The sequence below is a fragment of the Parasphingorhabdus marina DSM 22363 genome (assembly GCF_900128895.1).
GTDB lineage: Bacteria > Pseudomonadota > Alphaproteobacteria > Sphingomonadales > Sphingomonadaceae > Parasphingorhabdus > Parasphingorhabdus marina.
The window spans coordinates 1,263,194-1,288,005 of the sequence record NZ_FSQW01000002.1; the positions used below are offsets into that span (position 1 = coordinate 1,263,194).

Consider the following 24,812-nt stretch of genomic DNA (forward strand, 5'->3'; position numbering starts at 1 on the left):
CCACAGTCGGTCAGCACGGGATTTCGGTTGTGCATCGTCACTTGTCGGTTTACCAGCTGGAACAACAGTTTGATCAGGTTACGGTGCTGCGCATGTACCGTGACGACCATTTGAGTGAGGTAATATCATGGTGCGCAAATCCGTTCAGAAGTTCCCAGCAGCCCTTTCTACAGCTCTGTTCGCTGTCAGTTGCATGATTGCTACGCCCGCGCTCGCCAGGGATGACAAGGAAGATGACGCACCGCCGGCGATTTTCCAGGCGGTGATTGATTGCAAGGATGTTTCCGACCCGACGGCCAGACTGGCCTGCTATGATGAAAAAGTTGCGGCCCTTGAATCTGCACAGGCCAGCAAGCAGGTGGTTGTCGCCGATCGGGAACAGATCAAAAAAGCCCGTCGCGGCCTGTTCGGCTTCTCGCTTCCCAAGATCAAGCTGTTCGGTGGAGGGGACGATGACAAGGATGAAAAGGAAGAGTTCAAGGAGCTGACCACCAAGATCAAGTCGGTTCGGCAAAATTACCGCGGACTCTACATCATCACCATTGAAGAAGGCGATGCTGTCTGGGAGCAGACCGAAAAGTCGCGGTACAGCGTGCGCGCTCGATCCGGGGACGAGATCATCATCAAACGTGCCAGCCTTGGCAGTTACAAGGCGAACATTAAAGGCGGTCGTGCGATCCGGGTGCGGCGGGTCCGGTAAAACCGCCGTCGAAAGTCCCGGTCAGTTCATCGGTCCGGTAAGCAGAATCGGGTCAATCCGGGCCTTGTTCCATTTCATTGACCAGTGCAGGTGGGGGCCGGTTGCGCTGCCGGTGGCACCGATGCGGCCAATAGGTTCACCGCGCTTGACCACCTGGCCGGTCTTCACCAGGATTTCCGAACTGTGCAAAAAGGCGCTGTTCAGGCCCATGCCATGGTCGATGATCAGGAGATTCCCCTCCAGCGAAAAGGGCCGGTTTGTCGCCAGGGTCACGACACCATCAGCGGGCGCGACATAATATGTGCCTGTTTTCGCCGCGATATCAATACCGCTATGATAGCTTCCGGGAGTCCCGTTATAGATGCGCTGATTGCCAAACATCCCTGAAATGCGACCCTTGGCCGGCCAGATAAAAGTCTGACGCCAGCCTTCGCTGGACGAATTTGCCGCCCGCGCCGCGCCAATTTGCGCCAGCTCCGGAGCACGGCGCTTCATGAAGGCGGCGCTCGCTGTCCGGCCCCGGCGATTGAGAGCGACATGCTCTATTTTCCATTTGCGCGGCGCAACGCTGAAAAACTTGCGCACGGTTTCGCCACTATCGAGAGTCGCCACCAGCTGGGAAGACTGCCCGGCATCGCGGTTGAAGGCGATGATAAATTTGCCATCCGCGTCAAATTTCACCGGTTGCCCGTCCAGGGTCAGACTGCGCGTGCCCTCAGGGGCATCGCCGAGCATCACACCGCCCTGGATGGCCTGACCGGAAAAACCAAATCGCGTCGCCTGGCGGAAGGCTGAGGCTTCCACAGCCGCTGAGTCTGACGATTCCGAAGCTGTGGCACCCGATCCGTTTGCATCCAGATCTGCCGCAGCAGGAGCGCCGAGCATGGCGGCTCCGATCACAATTCCCACAAATACTGTTTTACGCATGCCCCTCACTCTACTCCGTCTGTTCAGCCTGTCCCTCGCACATGTGCCTGTGCCGAAATCTGCGCTGTCGCATAGGGTTCCTGCTTTTCCACGCTCCAGTAGCGCAGGTCGTCAAGTGCCACCCGTTCCCCGGAAACCGCACAAAATACATGGTCACCGGAAGACAGCATGCGAAATCCGTTCGGCATGTAGTGGAGTTTCGCTGTCTTGTTGCGATTGGACATCAACATGGCAGTAACTTTACCTCATTTCCCATTTACCCGCAATTTACAGGCCATTCATTAAGCCCGATATAACAAAAAATGGCTCAAAACAAATCCTGCTGACGGTCATCAACGGGTTTCTTCGCTCGCGATTTTCGTGAAACTGGCTTGGAAACCTCAGATTTTTCCGGTTTTTTGCCCTTCTTGCCGACTGTTGCACCAATACTGCCGTCATGAAAATGCAGCTCGATCTCACCGGCCTGCTCCGCTTCCCTACGACCGCCGACAAATGATCCGTCTACGGCCGAAACCCTGGCATATCCTCTTTTCAATGGACCATCCGGAGACACCTGTCGGGCCAGTCTCCACAGGGAATCGAGCCTTTGCCGGGCATCTTCCAGCGGCTTTTTCACCAGTGATACCGGCAAATCCAGCCGGCTCAGCCTTTCTTCCGCCTGCACCAGTCTCTGCCTGAGCAGAGCCGGACGCAGCGCGCCTTCACTTGATGCAAAGCGGCTGCGGGCTTTCGCAACATTCTGCCCCATCGCATATTTCATCGCATCGGATATCTCGTCGACCCGTTGCTGGTGTGGCCGCAACAAATCTGCCAGTGCCGGCATCAGGCGCCGCTGGGATTCCAGCCTCTCCTGAGCGGTTGACAGTCCGCGCTGAACGGAGCGAGCCATGCGGGCCTTGCTGTCAGCGAGCGTGGCCAGCCACTCTGCCCGCACGGGGACGGCCATTTCCGCCGCCGCTGTCGGGGTTGGAGCGCGCAAGTCTGCTGCATAATCGGCAAGTGTCGTATCGGTTTCATGTCCGACAGCAGAGATGACGGGAATGCTGCTCGCAGCAATGGCCCGGACAACTTCTTCTTCGTTGAAGCTCCATAGGTCTTCGATCGATCCGCCGCCACGGGCGACGATCAGCAGATCGGGGCGCGTCACGGGACCATCTTCAGGCATGCTGGAAAAACCGTTGATCGCACTGGCAATCTGGCGGGCTGCGCCTTCGCCCTGCACCAGAACCGGCCAGACGATCACATGGCTGGGGCATCGGTCGGACAGGCGGTGCAGAATATCTCTGATCACCGAGCCGGTGGGCGATGTCACAACACCGATGGTACGTGGCAGCAGAGGTGTGGGTCGTTTGCGGTCGCGGTCAAACAGGCCTTCCGACTGCAGGCGGGCCTTCAGCTTTTCGAGAAGCTGCATCAATGCGCCTTCGCCAGCCAGTTCCATCTTGTCGATGACCACCTGATATTTGGAACGCCCCGGATAGGTAGTGAGCTTGCCGGAGACAATAACCTCTATGCCGTCCTCCGCCGCAAAACCCAGCCGGGCAGCATTACCCTTCCACATCACCCCATCGAGCACGGCCTTGTCATCCTTCAGGGCAAGATAGACATGCCCCGAGGCAGCCCGCTTGAACCCGGATATCTCGCCTCGCACACGGACATAGCCGAACCGGTCCTCGACCACTCTTTTCAGTGCGCCGGAAATTTCCGAAACACTCAGCGGCGGGGCATTGTCGCCGCTGCCGCTCTCGGCTAACAGCTTCGCATCCAAAGAGAGGGAATCGTTCATGAATATCCTGTTGCTCGGGTCCGGTGGTCGCGAACATGCCTTGGCATGGAAGCTCGCGCAATCCCCGTTGGTCGAGAAATTTTATGCCGCACCCGGCAATCCCGGAATTGCGCAGGACGCCGAATGCGTATCGCTGGACGCCACGGATCATGCGGCCATCTCCGACTTTTGCCGGATGCGAAACATTGATCTCGTGGTCGTCGGACCAGAAGCGCCGCTGGTTGACGGACTGGCAGACAGTTTGCGGGCCGAGAATATCGCGGTTTTCGGACCGAACCGGTTGCCGGCGCAACTGGAAGGGTCGAAGGGCTTTACCAAGGATCTGTGCATCCGCGCCAATATTCCCACCGCACGATTTGTCCGGGCAACCAATGCAGCTGATGCCCTCGCGGCACTGGACGACTTTCCGATTCCGGTGGTGATCAAGGCCGATGGACTGGCTGCTGGCAAGGGCGTGATAATTGCCGAAACCCGTGCCGATGCCGAACAGGCGATCGCAATGATGTTCGACGGCGAATTTGGCGATGCCGGGGCCGAAGTAGTCATCGAGGAATTTCTGACCGGCGAAGAGGCCAGTTTCTTTGCAATTACCGATGGCGAAACCGTGATGCCATTCGGCACTGCACAGGATCACAAACGGGTCGGCGAAGGTGACGTGGGCCTGAATACCGGCGGCATGGGCGCCTACAGCCCGGCTCCGGTCCTGACCGATGCGCTGCAGCAGGAGGTTCTCGACACGATCATTCAGCCAACGGTTGATGCGCTGGCCAGCGAAGGCATGCCGTATAGCGGGGTACTCTTCGCGGGCCTGATGCTGACTGACAAGGGCCCACAGCTGATTGAATATAATGCCCGGTTCGGGGACCCCGAGTGCCAGGTGCTGATGATGCGGCTGCAATCCGATCTTGCCCGGTTGATGCTGGCGACGGCAAAGGGCGAACTGTCCGGCTTTGGGCAGCCGGAATTTTCCGCTGACACGGCTTTGACAGTGGTGATGGCCGCCAATGGATATCCCGGCTCACCAGACAAAGGGGGCCAGATCCGCAATCTCGCAAGGGCAGAACGGGGGCACCCGGGCTCGTCTGCCATCAAGATCTTCCATGCCGGTACCGCTGAAGAGGACGGCAAGTTGCTCGCCAATGGGGGACGCGTGCTCAACATTACGGCAACCGGCAGCAATACAACCGAAGCCCAGGCCGCAGCCTATTCCGCCGTCGACAAGATCGACTTTGATACGGGCTTTTGTCGTCGTGATATCGGCTGGCGACAGGTGGCGCGCGAAGCAGACAGCTGACACGCCTTTCCTTGGCCGGTGGAGAACGGCGTCTCAATGGAGGAATATCGGCAGACGTTGGTCTAACAGCATATCATTTCACTGGTTCATTCTCCAGTCAGCCTGGCTTTGCCACTTTCCGTCGTGGGTTGCGTAGCGAGGGAGAGTATATGATGTCCCGATATGCCTTGTTTTCAAAAAGCCTTTGCGGACTGGCCGTGATTGGACTGATGGCCGGACCGTCCACGGATCCGATCAATGCGAGGTCGGTCAAGCATCCCGAAAGCCAGCATACCCGATACCCGCATCCGGTGAATTGCAGCATATTCTCTCGTCAGGGGGAAGGGTTCAAACGCGGTCGATCGGGCGTAACAGGCAGCCGGGTCGGACGGCAGGTTTCCGCATTGCCTGCTCCACCCCCGCCACCCCCGGTGGCGATGTCCCGCGCAGCCAGCCCCGCGGCAGCCGAAAGACGCATCGCACCCTATCCCCTGCCCCGCCCCTATCCGGTCCCCCGCGATCGCGAACGCTATGACGGCAAGGACGTCGCCAGCATCAAGCGGGTGGCGGACGAACCCGTATCGACCTTCGCCGTTGACGTTGACACCGGCAGTTACTCCAACGTCCGCCGCTTCCTCAACGACGGGAAACTCCCGCCGGAAGCCGCGGTCCGGACCGAAGAGATGATCAATTATTTCCGTTATGACTATCCCCGGCCATCCGACCGCAGCACGCCGTTCAGCATCACCACCGATATCGCCCGGACGCCGTGGAATGACAGCAGCCGCCTATTGCGCATCGGACTGCGCGGCTATGACGTGAGCAGCGACGAACGGCCGCGCGCAAACCTGGTTTTCCTCGTCGACGTGTCCGGTTCGATGGGCAGCCGGGACAAATTGCCGCTGGTCAAGGCCACGTTGAAGTCCCTGACCGGCGAATTGCGAAGCGATGACCGGGTGTCAATCGTGGTCTATTCCGGCACCGTCGGATTGTTGCTGGCACCGACCTCCAACAAGGACCATGTGCGGGAAGCCGTTGATTGTCTGCATGCCGCAGGTTCCACTGCTGGCGGCGACGCTCTGAAGCTGGCCTATGCCACGGCGCGGGACAATTTCCTCAAAGGCGGGATCAACCGCATCATCATGGCCACGGATGGTGATTTTAATGTCGGCACATCCAGCACGGAGGAACTCAAAAAATATGTCGCCAGACAGCGCGACAGCGGCGTGACAATGACCATGCTCGGTTATGGAACGGGCAACATTCGCGACGAACTCATGGAAGGCATCGCCAATGTTGGTAATGGCAATTACGCCTATATTGACAGCGCGATGGAGGCCAAAAAGGTGCTTGGTCAGGAACTGAGCTCCACTTTGTTCACGATCGCAAAGGACGTGAAGATCCAGGTCGAGTTCAATCCCGCCCAGGTCAAGGAATACCGCCTCATCGGCTATGAAAATCGGCTGCTGGCAGAAGAGGATTTCGACAATGACCGGATTGATGCCGGCGACATTGGAGCGGGGCATCAGGTAACCGCGCTGTACGAAGTGATGCCGGCAAGCGCTTCAGGCTGGCTCCCGGAACGTCGATACCCCGGCAATCGCAATGCACAAGCAGCCACTGGTCTGCAGGAAGAGCTGGCGCAAATCAAGCTGCGCTACAAGCTTCCCAAGGGGAAAAAATCCCGTCTGATCACTCGCCAGATCGCGGCATCGCGACTGCAAGATGCATCCGAACCAAGCGGCGACATGGCCTTTGCGGTGGCCGTTGCCGCCTTCGGCCAAAAGCTGCGAGGAGACAAATATCTCGGCGACTATGACTTCGGAAAGATCGGATTGCTGAGCGGATCGGGCGGCGACTACTGGCGCCAGGAATTCCGTCAGCTGAATGAACTGGCTGCGGATCAAAGCCGGAGCTGACCGCCCATCGAATCCCCAAGTGTCACACCTGATTAACCATGTTTGTCAGGACTTTGTCCCAATTGGGGACAGAATTGCCTCGAACTGCCCGATAATTTGGGCTGAATCCAGTCGGGGGAACTGGACTCGGTCCGCATAATCCTCCATTTTACAGGATTGTACAAAAGACAATCTGGACAGACACGGGGTTTCGGGAATGGAAGTTGGTGGCAAGATATTCACCGGAGCGGCAGCAACAGTCATACTCGCCATAGCTGGGCATTTGGTGACCGGAGAAAGCTATATTTCCGGTCTCGAAGAAAAGGCAAAAACCGAACTGGCTGCGCAGGGTATGGACGGGGTCGAAATGCAATTGTCCCGCAACCCCCTCTCCCGTCACGCCATCCTCGATGGCGAAGTCAGCGACGATATCAAGGAAACCGCGCTAGCAGCGGTGGCATCGGTTGCCGGCATATCGGGTGCAAACTGGGCTGGAGACCAAAACAGCCCTGAGTCCACAACCGACGGCAGTTCGCAGGAAGCTTCCACAGTGAACAGCAATTGTCAGGAGAAAGTCGATACCGCGATTGCCGGGAGAAAACTCAGTTTTCGGTCAGGCAGCGCGTACATCTCGAGAGAATCAAATGAAATCATCGATTCTGTCGCGAGCGCCCTTCAGACTTGCAGTGATTATGCCATCGCGATTGGCGGGCACACCGACAACAATGGCAATGCCGAAGTCAACAAGACCATGTCACAGGAACGGGCGGACCGGGTCAGAGCCGGGTTGATCGATCGGGGCATTGCCGAAAATCTGGTCACAGCAACCGGTTACGGTTCGGAACAGCCGCTCGCGACAGACAGCGGCCCTGAAGCAGATGCCACCAACCGGCGGATTGAGTTCAAGATTTTGGCCAGCGGCAATGATGCCGACGCGCAACAGGGAAAATAAACCATGCCTCTGCTCATTGAAAACATGTTGCTCCTCTTGCTGACTTTTGCAATTGGCCTCGGCATCGGCTGGCTCATCTGGGGCCGGGACCGGGGAGATATCTGAAAGGCCCGTCGAACGGGAGAACGTCCGGCACCAGAAATGATCGGGCGACAATGATTTGGATTATAGGGATTTAGAGAAATGATATCGCTGGTTTCTGCCAATTGGCTGCTCTTTCTGATTGCATTGGTGCTGGGTGTCGCAACAGCTTTCTGGGCCTGGGCGGCTTCCGGCCGCGAGGCTGGTCCGGAACAATTTGATGCCGATGATGGCCTGCTGGAAAAAGCCGGTGATGCCGTGCCACCAGCACCGGAACCGGAATCCGTAACCGAGGTTGCCGAAGAGCCAAAAGCAGCCCCCGTGGCCGCGCCAGAACCGGCACCGGCACCAGCGCCCTCCCCCAAACCCGCGCCAGCAGCCAGGACGAAACCGGTAGCGGCGGCAGCAACGCCCACGCCCAAACCGCGGGTGCGGAAACCGGCAAAACCGACTCCTCCACCGCCACCTCCCGGCGGCAAGCCGAACATTCCACAGGCCTCCGGTGATCCGGACAATTTGCGGCTGATCAAGGGTGTGGGTCCGAAGCTCAATACACTGCTCAACAATCTTGGCATCACCCGTTTTGATCAGATTGCCGCCTGGAAAGAGGCGGAAATCGCAGAAGTGGATCAGTATCTGGAAAGCTTTAGCGGCCGGATCACGCGCGATGCCTGGATTGACCAGGCGAAATATCTTGCGAAGGACGATATTGCCGGCTTTGAGAAGAAATACGGCAAGCTCTAGACAGCGGCAAACAAGCTTGCCGGTTAACTTCAGGCTTCCGGATTCTCCCGGACGATCAGCTTGTCGATCTTGCGGCCGTCCATGTCGATAATCTCGAACGTCCAGCCCTGATCCTCAAAGCTTTCCCCTTCTTCGGGCAAGTGACGAAGCTGGGCCAGGGCATGCCCTGCGGTGGTGGCATAGTCCCGGTCATCTGGGAGCTTGATACCCAGACGTTCGGCCAGAGCGTCAATCGACATCGCACCTGCCACCAGAAAGCTGCCGTCGGTCCGTTCGATCAGACTGCGCTGGGTTTTTTCGTCCTGGTCGGAGACAAATTCTCCGGCAATTGAGCTCAACAGATCGTTGGGCGTGACGATACCTTCGAAATGTCCATATTCATCATGCACCAGTATCATCGGCACATCCGCTTCCCGCAATATGTCCAAAGCGTCCAGTGCGTCCAGCTGGTCGGGAACCTTTTCCAGTGAACGCATCATGTTCGTCAGGTCCAGTTCCTCGCCGCTGAGTTGCGCGGCGACAATGTCCCGCGCAACAACCACACCGCGGATCTCGTCCACCGAACCTTCCGCAACAGGAAACCGGCTGTGCTGCGATGCGATCAGCATGTCGTGGATGTCTGCGGTTGTGGCCGACATGTCCAGCCAGTCCACTTCGGTGCGAGGGGTCATGACTTCCCGGATCGGGCGATCAGCCATTCGGACCACCCCGGAAATCACCGCCCGTTCATGTTCTTCAATCACGCCCGACTGGGTGGCTTCGGCAAACACCATCTGCAGCTCATCGGCAGTCACATGACTGCTTTTGTTGCGTTTCATTCCCAGCAGGCGGAAAATCAGCGCACTGGTGCCGTCCAGCAACCAGACCAGCGGCGCCGCAACCCGAGCGAGCAGGTCCATCGGCGGCGCCATGATGACCGCGATTTTTTCGGATGAGCGCAACGCGAATTGTTTGGGAACCAGTTCACCGATGACCAGCGACGCGTAAGTCGTCAAACCGATGACCAGCGCAAAACCGAAACTGACCGACAGATCCGGTGCCATGCCCAGTCGTTCGAGCCGTTCTGCCACCGGACCGCCAAGACTGGCGCCGGAAAATGCCCCGGCAACAATGCCGATCAGGGTGATACCGATCTGGACGGTCGACAGGAACTTTCCCGGATCACTGGCGAGGCGCAGCGCCACCCGGGCACCGCGGCTGCCCTTGTCTGCCAGGCTGTTCAGCGACGATTTCCGTGCGGAAACAATGGCCAGTTCGGACATGGCGAATACGCCGTTGATGAGCACCAGAACGACGATGATTGCAACATCAAACCAGGGAAAAGGTGTCATATTGTCCAATAGAAAAGCGAAAGGAGCGCGAAAAACCCTATAGCCACATGTTTTACAAAATATCAAACCCGCTGTCAGTTTCGGTTCATCATCGCCCGTTCATTTTGCACCGGATATAAGGGAGCCAACTCGCTGAAAACGCCTGGTCCCCCTGAAACAAGCAACCGGGAAACAACGCAAAATGAAACATAATCATCTTTTCACCATCTCGCTTTCCGCAGCTGCCCTGGCCCTCACCAGCGGCTGTGTGACCAACCCGGAAACCGGAGAACGGACCATTTCGAAGGCCGCCATTGGCGGCATTGGCGGGGCGCTGGGCGGCTATCTGCTCGGTGACCTGATCGGCGGCCGCAATGACCGGACCGAAAAGATCCTCGGGGCCGGACTTGGCGGTCTGGCCGGGGCTGGCGTCGGCTATTATATGGACGAACAGGAAAAGAAGCTGCGACAGCAAACAGCAGGCACCGGTGTGGACGTGACTCGCGATGGCGACAATCTGATCCTCAACATGCCGTCTAACGTCACCTTCCCGGTCGACAGCTCGGCAATTCAGCCGGAGTTTCGCGATACGCTTATGAGTGTCGCCAATACCCTTTCCGAATATGAGAAAAGCTATATCGATGTTTATGGCCACACGGACAGCACCGGAACGGATCAGTATAACCAGTCCTTGTCCGAGCGCCGCGCCGACTCGGTGGCGAATTTCCTTGCCAATAGCGGTGTACAGCGCGCCCGTGTCGAGACCCGTGGTTATGGCGAGAGCCAGCCGATTGCCAGCAACAGCACGGAGGAAGGCCGGGCAGCCAACCGGCGGGTTGAACTGAGAATCGTGCCGATCAGGGAGCAAGACCTCACCGGCTAGATTCCGGCGGCCAAGTTCGCTCTTGCATTATCGAACAGCTATCGGGCATCCCGTTCCGGATAACAGAACAGGATGCCCGATTTCATGACTACACCAAATTTCTCGATCGACCTGACCGGCAGCACCGCCATCGTCACCGGTGCGTCGGCCGGTCTGGGCAAGCGTTTTGCCGAAGTCCTGGCTGCCAGCGGGGCCAAGGTGGCGTGCACCGCGCGGCGCAAGGACAAGCTGGATGATCTGGTCGAACAGATCCGGGCCAATGGCGGAGAAGCACAGGCCTTTGCGCTGGACGTGCGTGATGCAGAACAGCTCAAGGCCATCGTGCCAGAGGTGACCACAGCACTGGGACAGCCCGACATTCTCGTCAACAATGCCGGAATCGTTGATGCCGAACATGCGACCCGAATGTCGCTGGAGCTGATCGACAATGTACTCGACACCAACCTGCGCAGCGTCTTCATCCTGTCCAATGAATTTGCCCGGCCATTGATCGAACAGAAACAGCCGGGCCGGATCGTCAACATCGCCTCGATCGCGGCGTCTCATTATGGCGGCAATGGCGCAGCGCTTTATTCCATCACCAAGGCCGGAGTCGCCCGGGTTACCGAAACGCTCTCGGTGGAATGGTCAAAATTCCATATCAACGTCAATGGCATCGCACCGGGCCTGTTTGCCACCGACATGGCGGATGGAATGATCGAACGATCGGGAGATTTCTCGGTACATTTTCCGCGCAAAAGAATTGCCCGGCCGGACCAGCTCGACAGCACGCTGCTGTTTCTGGTGTCGCCTTCGTCAGATGCCGTGACGGGGACTGTAGTGAAGGTCGACGACGGACAGGGGCCGCGTTGAGGCTTTGGGGCCGGAAGAGTGACAATGTCCACATTGGGTGCAAAAGTGGGCGTCTTGGCCCGCCGTCATTGCGGACTCGCAACGCTTTGACCGATATTGAATCCCGACTTCTGGCTTCCCATGTCTGATTTGAACATCGATGGGAGCGTGTCATGCCTAAATCTGCAGAGTTCTGGAATAAAATCGCTGAAGGATACGCCAATTCCAAGATCCGGGACGAACGTGCCTACGAGAAGAAGCTGGAGATCACGCAAAAGCTTTTCCCGCCCCATGCTGAAGTCCTCGAAATCGCCTGCGGCACGGGTACAACGGCTTTGCGCCACGCTCCCCATGTCGCCAAATATCTGGCCACGGACATTTCATCCAAGATGCTGGAAATTGCTCGCAAGAAGGCGGAAGATCAGGATGTCAACAATGTGACCTTTGCGGAGGAGGACATCGGTACGGCAAACTGGCCACCCGCTCAATACGATACCGTACTCGCCATGAGCATCCTGCATCTGCTGCCGGATCGGCCCGCCGGGCTGGTCAAGATCCACGATACGCTGAAGCCGGGCGGCAGGTTCATTTCTTCAACGGTCTGCCTCGGCAATATGGCATTTTTCTTTCCGCTCCTGATCCGTGCGATGAAGTTGATCGGCAAAGCTCCGAAAGTCGTTGACAGTTTGACACATGAAGAGCTTGCTGCAGCCATCACAGAGGCCGGATTTGTCATTGAGGATCATCATCGCATGAGCAAAGACAAAGTTGCTTTTATCGTCGCGCGGAAACCGGAATAATCAGAGCTTTAGATACTGCTTTCAGAGATGCGCAGACCCGAAGCACAAACCGACGGTTATCCAATCAGAAACCTAAACCAGATCACCCATCAGCAATTTCGGCAGGTCCCCGCTTTCCCCTCTGGCCTCGGCCATAAGTTGGGATTTCAGCGGCGGGATTCTCTGGATCATGCCGATTCCGAACCGACGGATCGCGGAAGATGTATCCCCGGGCAGACCGAACAGCCGGGTCAGAATATCCGTGGCGGCTGACACCATCATGTTGTCGAGCCCGCGCCAGCGGTCATAGCGGGCCAGTATCTGCGCATCGCCGAGATCTAGCCCCGTTCGTGCGCCATCGACAATGGATTCTGTGAGGGCCGCGACGTCACGCAGTCCCAGATTCAGCCCCTGCCCGGCGATCGGGTGAATGCCGTGACCGGCATCTCCGACCAGCGCCATCCGGTGCGCGGTCAGCTCGGCGCTGTGATGAAAACCGAGCGGATAGGTGGCGCGTTCGGACAAAAGAGTCATCTCGCCCAAAAACCCGCCGGACTTTTTCATCAGTTCCGCCTGAAAGGCCCGCGCATTGATCCCGGCCAGTGCCGGACCGTCCTGCCGGGCGACTGTCCAGACAATGGCCGACCGGTGTTGTCCCGTGTCACTGTCCCGCATCGGCAGGATCGCGAACGGTCCACCCGGGTAGAAGATTTCGTAAGCCGTGTTGCCGTGCGGATGCTCGTGCGCGGCAGTACAGATGATGGCGCTGTGATCATATTGCCATTTGGCCATGACAATGCCGGCCTCCTCACGCATCGCACTCCCGCGTCCATCGGCGGCAATCAGCAGCGGAGCCGTGACTTTTCGGCCGTCATCAAGCGTCACGCTGACGTGATGTTCCGCGCGATCAACGGTCCTGACTGCAGCCTCCATAAGCAATTCGACCTGATCGCTGGCTTCGGCAGCCGCAAACAGGATCTGGCGCAACAATCCGTTTTCCACCATCACACCAAGCGGATCGTCATCTTCGTCCGGCCGAAAATCGAGTTTGCCGGGTTTCAGGCCATCATTGATCACAATCTGGCGGATCGGGCAGCCGCTGGGCTCCAGTTTGTCCGCCAGCCCGATCGCGTCGAACATCTTCCAGCTGGAGCTGTTGATGGCCGATACGCGCGCATCCTTTCGGGGATCCAGGAGATCGCTGGCCCGCGCCCTGTCGATAACGGTAATGTGCAAACCGTGCGCCGCCAGGGTCAGCGCCTGGGTGAGTCCGATCAGGCCAGCTCCAAGAATGACAATATCGCTATTCTGGCCTTTGGCGTTCATGAGAGACTCTCGCGTTTCGGGGTGGGTGGCGCCCAGAATAGGCGCCGCCTGCGGCAATTGCCAGACACAAATCAGGCCAGTCAGCGGAAGCGATTATCTGGGGGTGGTTTGCATCAAAACTTGACGGGGACTCCCCGATTCGCGCAAAGGTGGCATGGTTAACAACGGCGCGGTGTTTCGCGTCCGCTGGAGGAGGTCCCGAAAAGAGTTATGGCGGGAAAGGCAAAAGAAGCAAACTGGCGCGATATCATGCGCTCCAGCCTGTTGCGCAGCAGCGCCCTGATCGGCGCAGTTTTGCTGGGTCTTGGCGCGATCATGCTGTTCCTGGCACTGGTCAGCTATTCGCCCAGTGATCCTTCGTTCAACACCGCTGCAGGCAATGTCGAACATAACTGGATGGGTCTGATCGGGTCCTATGTTTCGGACCTGCTGCTTTCGCTATTTGGTATTCCGGTTGTCATTTTGCTGCCGCTGATTGCCGTTTTCGCTCACCGGCTGTGGCGGGATATTGAACAGGCCGAGTGGAAGAAACAGCTGGGCTGGTGCCTGCTGGGCATTCTGCTGATCGCCTTCGGACTCTCGCTCTGGTTCCCGGACAGCCAGGCGGACCTCCCGGCCGGCCCGGGTGGTCTTGCCGGCATGCTGGTCGCCAAGGCGACCGGGGCCGGTCTTGACGCGATTTCGACCAGCTGGAGCGGCCTGGTGTCCGGTATCCTGACGGCGCTAACCGTAACCGGCGGCCTGGTGCTCAGCTATTTCAGCCTGCGTCTCGACCGGCCGCTTTTTTCGATACCGGAATTCCGTTTGCCAAAATTGCGGCGAGAAACCGACACTGGCCTGGTCATCGAACCCGAAGCCGGTACCGCCAAGAAACCCCGCAAGGCGCCCGAACCCCGCAAGTCCGTCAAGCCCGACAACCGGCCACCGCCGGAAATCAGCGATCGGGCATTGCCGCCGAAAAAGGCCAGTCTTGGCAAGGGCAAACAGGGCGATTTCTTTGGCCCCTATTCTCTGCCCTCGATCGACTTGCTGAGCCCCGCGGAAGAGCAACCGAACAATGTCATCGACAAGGCCGGGCTGGAACGCAATGCTCGTCTGCTGGAGTCCGTGCTGGACGATTTCCACGTCAAGGGCACGATCAATGCCGTTCGCCCGGGCCCGGTCGTCACCATGTATGAACTGGAGCCCGCTCCCGGCATCAAGGCGAGCCGGGTAATCCAGCTGGCAGAAGATATTGCCCGCAACATGTCGGCGCTGTCCGCTCGCGTGGCGGCGATCCCGGGTCGCACGGTCATGGGCATCGAGCTGCCCAATCAAAACCGCGAAATGGTGTCCCTCCACGAAATGATCGGCAGCGACAGTTTCGCCGACCAGTCGGGGCAACTGCCGATCATCCTCGGCAAGAATATCTCGGGCGATCCGGTCATTGCCGACCTCGCACCAATGCCGCATCTGCTGATTGCGGGAACCACCGGATCGGGTAAATCCGTCGGGCTTAACTGCATGATTGTTTCGCTGCTCTATCGTCTGACACCAGACCAGTGCAAAATGATCATGATCGATCCAAAGATGCTGGAGCTCAGCACCTATGACGATATCCCCCACCTGCTCGCGCCCGTGGTCACCGAACCGACCAAGGCGATCCGCGCCCTGAAATGGGCAGTCGAGCAGATGGAGGAGCGCTACCGGATGATGTCCTCCATCTCAGTCCGCAATCTCGCGAATTTCAACGAGAAGGTCAAAGCCGCCAAGGCCAAGGGCGAACCGCTGGGACGCAAGGTGCAGACCGGATATGATCCCGAAACATCCCGGCCTATCTATGAAGAGGAAACGCTGGAATATGAGGTGATGCCGCAGATCGTTATCATCGTCGACGAGCTTGCCGACCTGATGATGACCGCCGGCAAGGAAGTCGAATTTCTCATCCAGCGTCTTGCTCAGAAAGCCCGAGCGGCCGGGATTCACCTGATCATGGCGACCCAGCGGCCGTCGGTTGACGTGATTACCGGTGTGATCAAGGCCAATCTTCCGACCCGGATTTCCTTCCACGTCACCTCGAAAATCGATTCCCGGACGATCCTCGGCGAACAGGGTGCCGAACAACTGCTGGGCAAAGGCGACATGCTGTACATGCCAGGCGGCAAACAGCTGACCCGGGTCCATGGTCCGTTTGTGTCCGATGACGAGGTCCGGCAGATCGCCGATCACTGGCGCGCACAGGGATCACCCGAATATATTCAGGCCGTCACCGAAGAACCCGAGGATGGCAGTTTCGCTCTCGACGGTGCCGACCTGTCAGACAACAAGGAAGACCGGCAATATGCCCAGGCTTGCCAGATTGTCTTTGAGGGACAGAAAGTCTCGACCAGCTGGCTGCAGCGCCAGATGCGGATCGGTTACAACACGGCCGCACGGATTATCGACCGGATGGAGGAGGATGAGTTCATCAGCCCGCCCAACCATATCGGTCGGCGCGAGGTCTTGCGTGACCAGAATGGCGAACCCATCTGACAGCCAGTCTGACAAGGCAATTCAGCAATGGTTCAATTGTCACAGCCTATGCGTAGACTTAATTTTTCAGGAGTTTTCAAGATGTTGAAATACGCTTTGGCCTTGGCAGCTGCACCGGTCGCCCTGCTGGCAAGCATTCCTGCCACCGCGCAGCAAAGCTCCACCGCGAGCCTCGATCAGATTTCCGCGCATTTGCGGGCCATGACCACGATGACCGCCGATTTTACTCAGACAGACCGCTCAGGGCAGACTCTGTCCGGCAAGCTGACTTTGAAACAGCCGGGCCGCATTCGGTTCCAATATGGCAAGGAAGCCAATTTGCTGATCGTTGGCAACGGCAAATCGCTGACGATGATCGACTATGACGTGAACCAGGTGCAGCGCTGGCCGATCCGGAACAGCCCGCTGGGTGCCCTGCTCAATCCGGAGCGGGATCTATCCAAATATGGCAAGATGATCCCAACCAGGAATCCGGATGTGCTCAGTGTCGAAGTTCGTGATCCGAAACGCCCGGAATATGGTGTGATCACAATGGTTTTCATCAAAACACCAGGGGCGCCGGCCGGACTCAGACTGGATGGCTGGGTATCGGTCGATTCGAAAAACAATCGCACCACCATTCGATTATCCGACCAGAAATTCGGCGTTCCCGTAGCCAATCGTACGTTCAACTGGACCGACCCCAGAAAGAATCGTCGCGGCAGGCGATGAACGGAGGCCCCACCCCGATAAGGTGAAGGCCTGTTATCTTTCGTTCATCTAAGCGACAGAAATGGCGGCGTATAAGGATTACAGGATGAGACGAGGCGGTCAGGTTTTCCCCCTGTTACCTGACTTTACAAACTTCGGAGCATCCCAAGCGTGACGAACGCGAGTTAGCCCCCACCTCCTAAATGCCCCCGGAGGTGGGGGTTTTTCGTTCAAAACCAGCCTCTTCCACTCCAGTTCAGCCGATCCGGACAGTTTGTTCGGCTTTTGGCTTGGGTTTCGGGATGAGCCTGTCTAGATAGCATCTTCATGAGTGAAACCCTGAAGATCGTTAGCTGGAACATTAACAGCGTTCGCGCCCGAATCGAACTGGTCGAGCGCTTTTTGACCGAAGAATCCCCCGATATTCTCTGTTTGCAGGAAACCAAGGTCCGCGATGACCAGTTTCCGGAGGGCATGTTCCGGCGGCTGGGCTATAACCATCTCATTCTGTGTGGCCAACCGATGCATCATGGCGTCGCCATGCTGAGCCGCGTTCCGCTGCACGAACATAATCGCTTTGACTGGCAGGATAACGGCGAAGCCCGACACATCGGTGCGGTGCTGGAAAATGGTGTCCGCATCGAAAATGTCTACATACCGGCTGGCGGCGACTTACCGGACCGGGAAGCCAATCCCAAATTCGGGCAGAAACTCGATTTTTACGAGCGCATGACCAACTGGTCGGCCAGTTTGAAGACCCCGACCATCCTGCTTGGGGACTTCAATGTTGCACCGCTCGAATCAGATGTCTGGAGCCACAAGCAGTTGATCAATGTTGTCAGCCACACACAGATTGAGGTGGACACCATGAAGAAGCTGCAGGATGCGCATGGCTGGGTCGATATCGGACGCAAGTTCATTCCGGATCCGGAGCGCCTCTACACCTGGTGGAGCTACCGTGCCCGCGACTGGCGCCAGTCCGACAAGGGCCGGCGACTGGATCATGTCTGGGTCAGCCCGGAACTGGAAGACAAGGCGGTCAGCCATGTGGTGCATGAGGACAGCCGCGGCTGGACCAAGCCATCTGATCATGCCCCTCTCATCACCGAGTTCAAATTCTGAATGGCGCCGTCGACCGGATCTGACCGACAAGCGGCCAGACGCGCCGCCCGGGCGATTGACGCCCTGCGCCGCGGATGGTCGATAACCGTACACGCTGATGGAGAAGCGCTCCATCTATTGCCGGTAGAGACGGTTGATCTGGAGCAGCAGCTTGCCGGTTCGAAATCCGTGACATTGCTGATATCCTCCAGCCGGGCCGACACGCTGAAACTGCTCAACCAGCGCGCGGCGGCCGATCCCGAACTGCCGGTTCAGATCGCGCTGGATCCCGAAACATCGGCTGCTGAAATCCAGGCCATTGTCGATCCGGTCCTCGACATGCAATTCCCCCTGAAAGGTCCGTTCCGCAGCGAGCAACTACATTCCGTTCCGGCGGCAAAGGCAGCGATGGAGCTGACCCGGCTTGGCGCCATTTTGCCAGCATTTGTGATTGTTGATGAGCCGGCCGAAGACACCGTATCGGCAAGCGATGTCTCCGCCTACGCAGATTCCGGTTCACTCACGATCAGCACGCATGCCCGGCTTCCGGTTGCCGCGAATGCCCAGGCGCATATTTACGGGTTCCGCAGCGATGCCGATGCCACCGATCATATCGCGCTTGTGGTTGGCGAACGGAACAGTTCGACGCCGATCGTCCGCCTGCACAGTGAATGCCTGACCGGGGACGTGCTGGGCAGCCTGAAATGCGATTGCGGCCCGCAACTGCATGCCGCGCTGGGCCAGATGAGCGAAGCGCAATGGGGTGTATTGCTTTATCTCCGTCAGGAAGGACGCGGCATTGGTCTGATCAACAAGCTTCGGGCCTATGCGCTGCAAGATCAGGGCTTTGATACGGTTGACGCCAACCAGCGGCTCGGGTTTGCTGTCGATGCGCGGGATTTTTCAACCGCCGCCCGAATGCTCGACCTGCTCGGCATTTCCACAGTAAAACTGCTGACCAACAATCCCGAAAAAGTGGAAGGCCTGGAGGCCAGCGGCATCGGGGTGGAGGAACGATTGCCGGTGAAGATTGCCGCCAATCCGCACAATGAATTCTACCTCGACACCAAACGCGATCGCACGGGGCACAAGCTTTGACCGATATCCAGGTGGACGCGGCGGCGCGGACCCTGACTTTCGGCGAAATCACCATTCCTTGTGCCATCGGCCGGTCCGGTGCCTGTCCGGCCATAGATAAACGCGAGGGTGACGGCTGCACGCCGCTGGGAAACTGGCCGTTGCGGACCGCGCTTTTTCGGCCCGGCCGGGCGGCCCCGCCCCCAGGCATGGCCCTGCCCTGGCGGTGGACAGCGCTGCGCGATGGATGGTCCGATGATCCTGCTGATCCAGCCTATAACCGGCCGGTGCGCCTGCCACACGGTTTCAGTGCCGAGAAGCTGCAGCGAGACGACCCGCTCTACGATATCATCCTGGTTCTCGGCCACAATGATGCTCCGCCCGTTCCGGACAAAGGCAGCGCGATCTTTTTCCACATATGGAATGACGGTCAGCCGACCGAAGGCTGTGTGGCGATTGCCCGCGATGCGATGGACCGAATTCTGCCGTCACTTCGACCGGGCGACAGGCTCGATATCTCATGAAAAAGCCGCCGCGACCATCAGAGGGCGCGGCGGCGAATGGGCATCTCCGTCAAAGGGAGAGGGAGGAACGGGATGCCCGGGGGGATTTTTCTGACGATGTTGTAGTCAGTCCGTTCAGGGCATGATCACCGTGTCGATGACATGGATCACGCCGTTTGACGTTTTGATGTCAGCACTGATCACATTGGCGTTGTCGACCTTCACGCCATTGGTTCCGTCGATGGCAACCGTGGTACCCTGGACAGTCGGGGCTTCGAGGGTCTTGCCCGCAAGGCTCTTTGAATAGACCTTCCCGGAAACGACATGATAGGTGAGGATGGAAACCAGCTGGTCCTTGTTTTCCGGCTTCAACAGTGTTTCGACGGTGCCAGCGGGAAGTTTGGCAAATGCTTCGTCGGTCGGAGCAAAAACCGTGAAAGGCCCCTCACTGCGCAGGGTTTGTTCGAGTCCGGCAGCCTGAACAGCAGCCACCAGCGTGTTGAAGGAGCCAGCTCCGACGGCCGTATCTACGATATCAGCAGATGCCTTCTTTGCGTGGTCGCCGGCAATGGCGGTATCGGTGGGTACGAGGGTCGCGCTCAACAGGGCGGTGGAGAGAATGGCGGCGGACGCCATGCTGGTCATTTTTTGTGCAATATTCACGAGAGATTTCCTTTCGGTCTTGGTGGGGGACTTGCTCCCTGACTACGAACCGGCCGGCAAAGTGGATTGCATAAAATTGGAAAAAAACTGTGCGCCACAATCAGATTCAAGGAATTCCGCGGAAGAACAGAAAAAATATCTTCCCGATATCATCCAAAATCATCGCTTGACCGTAGATGGTTTATTGGAGACAAAAATGCGTGAGCAACGACAATATCCGCAGGCAGCATCGGCATCCGGTTTCAAAGGGTCCGCGACTGTGAATGCTTTGCCCGGACGTGGCGACCGGGATGCGTATCTTATGCAGCGTATAGTAAAGGCGTCCGATCGCTCTGCCCTCGAAGATATTGCCAGTCACTATGCCCCACGATTAAAGGCGTGGCTGATGTATCGCGGCGAACAGTCCTCGACTGCAGAGGACATTGCGCAGGACGTTATCATCCAGGTGTGGGTCAAGGCTGGCAAATTCGATCCTGCGAAAGGGACGTTCTCTGTCTGGGTCTTTCGCATGACCCGCAATTGCTGGATTGATCACAAGCGCAAACATGACCGGCTCCAGCCAACATCCCCCGATATCATGTCGATCATGGCCGACGCGCCAGTGGACGCTGCCGATGTTGCCGTCGATCAGAACGAGGCCGCCGAAGCGGTGCAGTCCGAACTGGCCAGATTGCCCCTCGATCAGAAACAGATGCTGCACCTCGCCTTCTTTGAAGGCCTGTCCCACAGTCAAATAGCGGAGCGCACCGGACTGGCGCTTGGTACGGTCAAGAGCCGGATCCGCGCCCCGCTCAAAAAAATGCAGAACCGCCTAGAGAATTTTCGTGGAGTTAACCGATGAACATGTCATCTCAGACCGAATTTCATTCCGTCGATGAGGAATGGCTCGCCTCTTACAGCGCCGGCGGATTGTCACGCGCCAAGCGCCTGCTGATTTCCTGTCAGGCAGCGCTTCGCCCGGAACTGTCGTCCCGGTTGTCGGCAATGGACGCCGTAGGTGGCGCCTTGCTGCAGTCGGCCCAGGGTGAAGCAGTTTCAGACGGGTTCCTGTCCCGCGTAATGGACAAGCTGGACGCTTCTCCGGCGCCTGTGGCGCAGGACGCAAAGGATGACGCCCAGACCGAGCCATCAGCCAGACCGGCATGGATGCCATCGCCTCTGGAGGATTTTCTCAGCAGGGCCGGGATCGATCTCAAATGGAAGAAACTCGGCTTTGGTGTCGAACGCGCTTCGCTGTCGACCGAGAATGACGAGGAGCTCTACCTCCTGAAAGCGCGCCCCGGACTAAAAGTGCCTCAACACAGCCACAAGGGCGAAGAATGGGCGCTCATCCTGCAGGGCGGATATCATGTCGGCGAAACCGGATATGGACTTGGCGACCTGCACCGCGAAGATGAGGATTGCACCCATATGCCCATCGTCGACGATCATGGCGAAGCGTGCATCACGCTCGTCGCGCTGGAAGGAAAGCTGAAATTCTCCAACCCGGTAATGAGAATGCTGCGGCCGATTATCGGGATCTAGGGATCAACCCCCGGTTTCGCCCGATTGATCAGTGGCGCCGGTTTCCCGGTGAGGATATCAGCAAACCCGCCAGCCTGAAAAAACATGCGGATGGTATTGTGGATTTGATTTTCAGGAAAGTCTGACGAGAGCTTTTCGGGATGTAGGACAAGAGCATTCCCCCCTGCAATTCCCGCGGGACCTAGTTACCACCCGCACCAAATGACTTTATTTCATCATAAAGTCCTGCCAGCCGCTCGACGCCGAGATCTGTTAACACCTGTGACAATCTCTGGAATTCCGGGTTTTTCACCGATGCCATGAACGAATCTTCGGTTTCATAGCGGCCTTTGTTTATTAGAGTGTTCGGCTGACGGCGGTTACGATAAAGAGTTGAGCCCAAGAAACCTGGCTGCTGTTCCATCCAATCACCGACGGCTGCCCATGCCTTGAGCGCTTCGGTGTCATCGCCTTCCGGAAGCGTGATGATATTGAAAAATGTATGAGTCATGGTTTCTCCTTTTGACTACAGGCTATGATTGGGAGTGAACAATGCGCCGGGTCACGAACCAGGCGACGGGAAAGCCAAGTATGAAGCCCGCCGTCACGCAGCCAAAGAGTATCGGCAGGCTCGCCGATCCCATGGTGATAACGACCACGACTGCCCCAAAACCGGTCAGGCAGGATGCCAGAAACTGGATCATGTTGAACAGGAACAGGTTTTGCTTGATCAGTTCCATTGGGGCCTCCCTTGTTGTGCTGTTCCCGCTGTCGATCAGCGAAATTCAAAAGCTTCGGTATGGATTGCATCGCGAGAGACGCCTGCTTTGCGCATGTCCCTCGTCAGACCATTGATCATCGGTTTGGGACCGCAGAGGAAATAGCCATATTCGCTGAGCGGTTCAGACAGGTTCTCTTTCATCTTGTCGACCCGCGCAAACTCTCCTTCATTGGATTGCAGCAGCACCAGCCGGAAATTGGTCATTTCCGCTGCCTTGGCCAGCAATTCATCCAGGAACAGCGCTTCATCCTTTTCGCGAACGGCATAGACAAGCGTGACTTCCCGCACGTCGTCCGGTTGCATCGCGCGAACCATCGACAGAAATGGTGTGACTCCGATACCGCCAGCAAACCAGACCTGCTTGCTCCGTGCTTTGCTGGTGTCAAAACAGCCATAGGGGCCGCGCACCAGCACTTCTGCGCCGGTTTCAATCTCTTCGCGTACCTTGCGGGTCCAGTCGCCGAGCACTTTCAACGTGAAACGTAATTTCTCATCAGCAGGCGCGCTGGAGATGGTGAACGGATGGGGCTCTCTCCAGCCTTTGCCCTGCACCTCTACAAAGGCAAATTGACCGGGGCGAAACTCTAGCGGCTGTTCGAGCGGATTCAAAACCAGTTCGGTCGCACGTTCCAGCGCGTTGACCTTTTCGATCACATAGCGCTTTGCGGTTTTTCGGTTCATCCCGAAAAGGCTATAGAGCAGTGAGAGTGTACCGATCACGGCAGCAATGATGAGCATTATGCCGGATGGACTGAACCGTTCAAAAAAGACAGCTGGCGCCGTGATAAAATGTCCTGTGCCCAACAAATAGACCAACCCCATCAGCTTGTGGGGGTTGCGCCAGCGGTGATAGGGGATCTTGCGGTTAAGCGTGATCGCGAGCGCCAAGATCAGCAATATCATCGACAGCATGCCAAGCGGAGCTGATGGCACAAGTGCATTGGCGATGGGATCGATGCCTTCGGGCAGTTCTTTCGGGATCAAGAAAAAATGCGCAAGGATAAGCAGCATCGCAAAAATCCCGCAGAATTTGTGCACCTGATACATCCGGTCGAGGCCTCCAAAGAAAGGTTCCAGAAACCGCAGCCGCGTTGAAAGGAAGATCGAACAGCTCATCAATAAGAATGCCCAGCCGCCAAGCATGCTGGTTCCAACTACCTGTCGCTCGATTTCGGCGGGTGAAAAACCGAGATGCAGGATGGAAAAAACCAGCAACAAAACGATGATGGCGAGCGATGCCCTTCGCTTCAACATGGCGCGTTTTCCTTCGTGAGAGAATATAGATTCAGCTTGTTTTGAGCGCGGAGCGGATCGCCGCAAAGACCGAGAATCCATTCAGGAACTCCGGCTCCTCCAAAATGCCGTTCTGGTTGATATCAATTCGGTCAAAGTCGCTGCGGATCGCATAGCGATGTTCGGCTTCGGAAATCTTGCCGTCCGTATCCCGGTCCCATAGCGCGAACACGGTCTTCAAAGCGGTGTCATATTCGCTGCGCCGGTTTGCCGCATCCGCAGCCTGGGAGAAACCATAGTCCCAGCCCGTAAATTCGGCGAGACTGATATCTTTGCTGTCGTCAGCATCCATGGATGCGAAAATGTTTGTGCGGTATGTCTCGATATCTCCGGTGTTGAGATATCCCTTCTTGCCATTATCGACCTGGTCAAAGCCCAGGCGCGCGAGTCTTTGCCCTTCCGTCTTGGCTTCGCCACGCTGCGATTTCTCGAATTTCTGCTTTGCTGGTGCTTCGGTTTCCGACCGCGTGTCACGCTGATCCGGAGCCGTACAGGCTGGTACCGCAACGAACAGGGGAAGCAAAAAAAGTGCCTTTGACATCTTGAGTATCCTCTTAGCTGAATGGGATCAGTGTGGATTTGCCTTTAACTTGCATATGCTATACTTGCAAGTGCATTTGTTGCGTATACAAGTTTAATTGCGTTTGCAACTGATTTCAGCGCAACAGTTGCAGCAGGCATGATTTAGGATTATCCGATGATCGAAAGCAGATATTTGATGGCCAAAATCTCGGCAGGGCAGAAACAGAGGCAATCCAGCTTTGGATTCTTGATGCAGGTGATCGCCCGCCGCATTGACGCGACCATGAAAGAAGAACTGGCTAAAATTGACGTCGATGTGAAGCTGTTTGCCAATCTCATGGTGTTGAGCGACAGGGATGGCATCACCCAGAAAGAACTGGGGCATTTGCTGGAATTTCCAGACTATTTCACAAGCCGCAACGTCGATGCCCTGATTGACGCCGGATTGGCAGAGCGGCGCCCCGATCCAAATAGCAGGCGTTCAGTATTGGTATTCCTCACAGACAAGGGACGAAAAAAAGCAACCGAGCTTCCGCGGGTAATTCAGAAGGTAAATTCGCAGTTCCTCGAACCCCTCAAGTCTTCAGAAAAGAAAGCCATCATCCAATTGTTGCACAAAGTGGGTGGCATTCCGGAAGGTGGCGATCCCAATTTGTAAATTACCACGAAGTCTCCGCC

At 57.3% G+C, this 24,812-nt stretch carries 26 protein-coding genes; 16 read left to right on the top strand and 10 right to left on the bottom strand.

Annotation, left to right across the window (positions count from 1 at the left end):
• Positions 1-193: 193 nt before the first annotated feature.
• On the top strand, positions 194-700 hold the full coding sequence (locus BUQ90_RS15765) for a hypothetical protein (protein ID WP_143182890.1): 507 nt from the start codon (positions 194-196) through the stop codon (positions 698-700).
• Positions 701-721: 21 nt separating this feature from the next.
• On the opposite strand, the gene BUQ90_RS15770 is transcribed toward BUQ90_RS15765, so the two are convergent.
• The 3 genes from BUQ90_RS15770 to xseA all read right to left on the bottom strand — a co-directional run bounded on the left by BUQ90_RS15770 (position 722) and on the right by xseA (position 3,413).
• Positions 722-1,627: a M23 family metallopeptidase gene (locus BUQ90_RS15770; RefSeq protein ID WP_143182891.1), complete on the bottom strand. Its 906-nt coding sequence runs from the start codon at positions 1,625-1,627 to the stop codon at positions 722-724.
• 23 nt (positions 1,628-1,650) lie between these two features.
• Positions 1,651-1,857 (bottom strand): DUF2093 domain-containing protein, encoded by a 207-nt coding sequence (locus tag BUQ90_RS15775; protein WP_074206068.1) that lies wholly within the window; start codon positions 1,855-1,857, stop codon positions 1,651-1,653.
• A 77-nt stretch (positions 1,858-1,934) separates the two neighbouring features.
• Positions 1,935-3,413 (bottom strand): exodeoxyribonuclease VII large subunit, encoded by a 1,479-nt coding sequence (xseA, locus tag BUQ90_RS15780; protein ID WP_074206069.1) that lies wholly within the window; start codon positions 3,411-3,413, stop codon positions 1,935-1,937.
• Here xseA and purD point away from each other — a divergent pair.
• The 4 genes from purD (at position 3,412) to BUQ90_RS15800 (ending at position 8,361) form a co-directional block, all read left to right on the top strand.
• Complete coding sequence (gene purD / locus BUQ90_RS15785; protein WP_074206070.1) at positions 3,412-4,707, top strand: phosphoribosylamine--glycine ligase; 1,296 nt, start codon at positions 3,412-3,414, stop codon at positions 4,705-4,707. The genes xseA and purD overlap by 2 nt on opposite strands.
• A 149-nt stretch (positions 4,708-4,856) precedes the next feature.
• Positions 4,857-6,605 (top strand): vWA domain-containing protein, encoded by a 1,749-nt coding sequence (locus BUQ90_RS15790; protein WP_239447453.1) that lies wholly within the window; start codon positions 4,857-4,859, stop codon positions 6,603-6,605.
• Between the two features lie 196 nt (positions 6,606-6,801).
• The gene (locus tag BUQ90_RS15795) at positions 6,802-7,536 is read left to right on the top strand and encodes an OmpA family protein (protein ID WP_074206071.1); all 735 of its coding nucleotides are present in this window, start codon (positions 6,802-6,804) and stop codon (positions 7,534-7,536) included.
• A 183-nt stretch (positions 7,537-7,719) separates the two neighbouring features.
• A complete protein-coding gene (locus BUQ90_RS15800; RefSeq protein WP_074206072.1) occupies positions 7,720-8,361 on the top strand; it encodes a hypothetical protein in 642 nt (213 codons plus the stop codon).
• A gap of 29 nt (positions 8,362-8,390) precedes the next feature.
• Here BUQ90_RS15800 and BUQ90_RS15805 read toward each other — a convergent pair whose 3' ends face one another.
• Entirely contained in the window at positions 8,391-9,692 is a 1,302-nt protein-coding gene (locus tag BUQ90_RS15805) for a hemolysin family protein (protein ID WP_074206073.1), read from the bottom strand.
• 181 nt (positions 9,693-9,873) lie between these two features.
• Between BUQ90_RS15805 and BUQ90_RS15810 the strand changes: the two genes are divergently transcribed.
• The 3 genes from BUQ90_RS15810 (at position 9,874) to BUQ90_RS15820 (ending at position 12,185) form a co-directional block, all read left to right on the top strand.
• A complete protein-coding gene (locus BUQ90_RS15810) occupies positions 9,874-10,554 on the top strand; it encodes a YiaD family glycine zipper/OmpA-like lipoprotein (RefSeq protein ID WP_074206074.1) in 681 nt (226 codons plus the stop codon).
• A gap of 84 nt (positions 10,555-10,638) precedes the next feature.
• Positions 10,639-11,406 (top strand): SDR family NAD(P)-dependent oxidoreductase, encoded by a 768-nt coding sequence (locus BUQ90_RS15815; protein ID WP_074206488.1) that lies wholly within the window; start codon positions 10,639-10,641, stop codon positions 11,404-11,406.
• 152 nt (positions 11,407-11,558) lie between these two features.
• Entirely contained in the window at positions 11,559-12,185 is a 627-nt protein-coding gene (locus BUQ90_RS15820) for a class I SAM-dependent methyltransferase (RefSeq protein ID WP_074206075.1), read from the top strand.
• Between the two features lie 72 nt (positions 12,186-12,257).
• Here the strand turns inward: BUQ90_RS15820 and BUQ90_RS15825 are convergent, their stop codons facing one another.
• Positions 12,258-13,490, bottom strand: coding sequence for a UbiH/UbiF/VisC/COQ6 family ubiquinone biosynthesis hydroxylase (locus tag BUQ90_RS15825; RefSeq protein WP_074206076.1), 1,233 nt, complete (start codon positions 13,488-13,490; stop codon positions 12,258-12,260).
• Positions 13,491-13,700: 210 nt separating this feature from the next.
• On the opposite strand from BUQ90_RS15825, the gene BUQ90_RS15830 reads away from it, so the two are divergent.
• The 5 genes from BUQ90_RS15830 to BUQ90_RS15850 all read left to right on the top strand — a co-directional run bounded on the left by BUQ90_RS15830 (position 13,701) and on the right by BUQ90_RS15850 (position 19,393).
• On the top strand, positions 13,701-16,001 hold the full coding sequence (locus BUQ90_RS15830) for a DNA translocase FtsK (protein WP_074206077.1): 2,301 nt from the start codon (positions 13,701-13,703) through the stop codon (positions 15,999-16,001).
• 81 nt (positions 16,002-16,082) lie between these two features.
• Positions 16,083-16,712 (top strand): LolA family protein, encoded by a 630-nt coding sequence (locus BUQ90_RS15835; RefSeq protein ID WP_084192742.1) that lies wholly within the window; start codon positions 16,083-16,085, stop codon positions 16,710-16,712.
• Between the two features lie 306 nt (positions 16,713-17,018).
• Complete coding sequence (gene xth / locus BUQ90_RS15840) at positions 17,019-17,813, top strand: exodeoxyribonuclease III (RefSeq protein WP_074206079.1); 795 nt, start codon at positions 17,019-17,021, stop codon at positions 17,811-17,813.
• Positions 17,814-18,890: a GTP cyclohydrolase II gene (gene ribA, locus BUQ90_RS15845; RefSeq protein WP_074206080.1), complete on the top strand. Its 1,077-nt coding sequence runs from the start codon at positions 17,814-17,816 to the stop codon at positions 18,888-18,890. It begins immediately after the preceding gene.
• On the top strand, positions 18,887-19,393 hold the full coding sequence (locus BUQ90_RS15850) for a L,D-transpeptidase family protein (protein WP_074206081.1): 507 nt from the start codon (positions 18,887-18,889) through the stop codon (positions 19,391-19,393). Before ribA ends, BUQ90_RS15850 begins: the two co-directional genes overlap by 4 nt.
• 114 nt (positions 19,394-19,507) lie before the next feature.
• Here the strand turns inward: BUQ90_RS15850 and BUQ90_RS15855 are convergent, their stop codons facing one another.
• Positions 19,508-20,035 (bottom strand): fasciclin domain-containing protein, encoded by a 528-nt coding sequence (locus tag BUQ90_RS15855; protein WP_338044545.1) that lies wholly within the window; start codon positions 20,033-20,035, stop codon positions 19,508-19,510.
• 196 nt (positions 20,036-20,231) lie between these two features.
• On the opposite strand from BUQ90_RS15855, the gene BUQ90_RS17720 reads away from it, so the two are divergent.
• Entirely contained in the window at positions 20,232-20,876 is a 645-nt protein-coding gene (locus tag BUQ90_RS17720; protein WP_204244806.1) for an RNA polymerase sigma factor, read from the top strand.
• Positions 20,873-21,559 (top strand): ChrR family anti-sigma-E factor, encoded by a 687-nt coding sequence (locus tag BUQ90_RS15865; RefSeq protein WP_074206082.1) that lies wholly within the window; start codon positions 20,873-20,875, stop codon positions 21,557-21,559. The genes BUQ90_RS17720 and BUQ90_RS15865 overlap by 4 nt, the downstream gene beginning before the upstream one ends.
• Positions 21,560-21,740: 181 nt before the next feature.
• Here BUQ90_RS15865 and BUQ90_RS15870 read toward each other — a convergent pair whose 3' ends face one another.
• From BUQ90_RS15870 to BUQ90_RS15885, 4 genes are read right to left on the bottom strand one after another with little or no spacing between them, the layout of a single operon-like run.
• The gene (locus tag BUQ90_RS15870) at positions 21,741-22,049 is read right to left on the bottom strand and encodes an antibiotic biosynthesis monooxygenase family protein (protein WP_074206083.1); all 309 of its coding nucleotides are present in this window, start codon (positions 22,047-22,049) and stop codon (positions 21,741-21,743) included.
• 22 nt (positions 22,050-22,071) lie between these two features.
• Positions 22,072-22,278, bottom strand: coding sequence for a hypothetical protein (locus BUQ90_RS15875; RefSeq protein WP_074206084.1), 207 nt, complete (start codon positions 22,276-22,278; stop codon positions 22,072-22,074).
• A 35-nt stretch (positions 22,279-22,313) separates the two neighbouring features.
• Positions 22,314-23,573, bottom strand: coding sequence for a ferredoxin reductase family protein (locus BUQ90_RS15880; protein WP_074206085.1), 1,260 nt, complete (start codon positions 23,571-23,573; stop codon positions 22,314-22,316).
• 31 nt (positions 23,574-23,604) lie between these two features.
• Entirely contained in the window at positions 23,605-24,153 is a 549-nt protein-coding gene (locus BUQ90_RS15885; protein ID WP_074206086.1) for an EF-hand domain-containing protein, read from the bottom strand.
• Positions 24,154-24,309: 156 nt separating this feature from the next.
• Between BUQ90_RS15885 and BUQ90_RS15890 the strand changes: the two genes are divergently transcribed.
• The gene (locus BUQ90_RS15890; protein ID WP_084192745.1) at positions 24,310-24,792 is read left to right on the top strand and encodes a MarR family winged helix-turn-helix transcriptional regulator; all 483 of its coding nucleotides are present in this window, start codon (positions 24,310-24,312) and stop codon (positions 24,790-24,792) included.
• Positions 24,793-24,812 lie beyond the last annotated feature (20 nt).

Coding starts and splice junctions, on each gene's coding strand:
- BUQ90_RS15835 (WP_084192742.1), top strand. CDS start 16,083: ATGTTGAAATACGCTTTGGCCTTGGCAGCTGCACCGGTCGCCCTGCTG.
- xseA (WP_074206069.1), bottom strand. CDS start 3,413: ATGAACGATTCCCTCTCTTTGGATGCGAAGCTGTTAGCCGAGAGCGGC.
- BUQ90_RS15795 (WP_074206071.1), top strand. CDS start 6,802: ATGGAAGTTGGTGGCAAGATATTCACCGGAGCGGCAGCAACAGTCATA.
- BUQ90_RS15800 (WP_074206072.1), top strand. CDS start 7,720: ATGATATCGCTGGTTTCTGCCAATTGGCTGCTCTTTCTGATTGCATTG.
- BUQ90_RS15880 (WP_074206085.1), bottom strand. CDS start 23,573: ATGTTGAAGCGAAGGGCATCGCTCGCCATCATCGTTTTGTTGCTGGTT.
- xth (WP_074206079.1), top strand. CDS start 17,019: ATGAGTGAAACCCTGAAGATCGTTAGCTGGAACATTAACAGCGTTCGC.
- BUQ90_RS15825 (WP_074206076.1), bottom strand. CDS start 13,490: ATGAACGCCAAAGGCCAGAATAGCGATATTGTCATTCTTGGAGCTGGC.
- BUQ90_RS15885 (WP_074206086.1), bottom strand. CDS start 24,153: ATGTCAAAGGCACTTTTTTTGCTTCCCCTGTTCGTTGCGGTACCAGCC.
- BUQ90_RS15870 (WP_074206083.1), bottom strand. CDS start 22,049: ATGACTCATACATTTTTCAATATCATCACGCTTCCGGAAGGCGATGAC.
- ribA (WP_074206080.1), top strand. CDS start 17,814: ATGGCGCCGTCGACCGGATCTGACCGACAAGCGGCCAGACGCGCCGCC.
- BUQ90_RS15775 (WP_074206068.1), bottom strand. CDS start 1,857: ATGTTGATGTCCAATCGCAACAAGACAGCGAAACTCCACTACATGCCG.
- BUQ90_RS15810 (WP_074206074.1), top strand. CDS start 9,874: ATGAAACATAATCATCTTTTCACCATCTCGCTTTCCGCAGCTGCCCTG.
- purD (WP_074206070.1), top strand. CDS start 3,412: ATGAATATCCTGTTGCTCGGGTCCGGTGGTCGCGAACATGCCTTGGCA.
- BUQ90_RS15865 (WP_074206082.1), top strand. CDS start 20,873: ATGAACATGTCATCTCAGACCGAATTTCATTCCGTCGATGAGGAATGG.
- BUQ90_RS15770 (WP_143182891.1), bottom strand. CDS start 1,627: ATGCGTAAAACAGTATTTGTGGGAATTGTGATCGGAGCCGCCATGCTC.
- BUQ90_RS15875 (WP_074206084.1), bottom strand. CDS start 22,278: ATGGAACTGATCAAGCAAAACCTGTTCCTGTTCAACATGATCCAGTTT.
- BUQ90_RS15805 (WP_074206073.1), bottom strand. CDS start 9,692: ATGACACCTTTTCCCTGGTTTGATGTTGCAATCATCGTCGTTCTGGTG.
- BUQ90_RS15830 (WP_074206077.1), top strand. CDS start 13,701: ATGGCGGGAAAGGCAAAAGAAGCAAACTGGCGCGATATCATGCGCTCC.
- BUQ90_RS17720 (WP_204244806.1), top strand. CDS start 20,232: ATGCGTGAGCAACGACAATATCCGCAGGCAGCATCGGCATCCGGTTTC.
- BUQ90_RS15765 (WP_143182890.1), top strand. CDS start 194: ATGATTGCTACGCCCGCGCTCGCCAGGGATGACAAGGAAGATGACGCA.
- BUQ90_RS15815 (WP_074206488.1), top strand. CDS start 10,639: ATGACTACACCAAATTTCTCGATCGACCTGACCGGCAGCACCGCCATC.
- BUQ90_RS15820 (WP_074206075.1), top strand. CDS start 11,559: ATGCCTAAATCTGCAGAGTTCTGGAATAAAATCGCTGAAGGATACGCC.
- BUQ90_RS15790 (WP_239447453.1), top strand. CDS start 4,857: ATGATGTCCCGATATGCCTTGTTTTCAAAAAGCCTTTGCGGACTGGCC.
- BUQ90_RS15890 (WP_084192745.1), top strand. CDS start 24,310: ATGATCGAAAGCAGATATTTGATGGCCAAAATCTCGGCAGGGCAGAAA.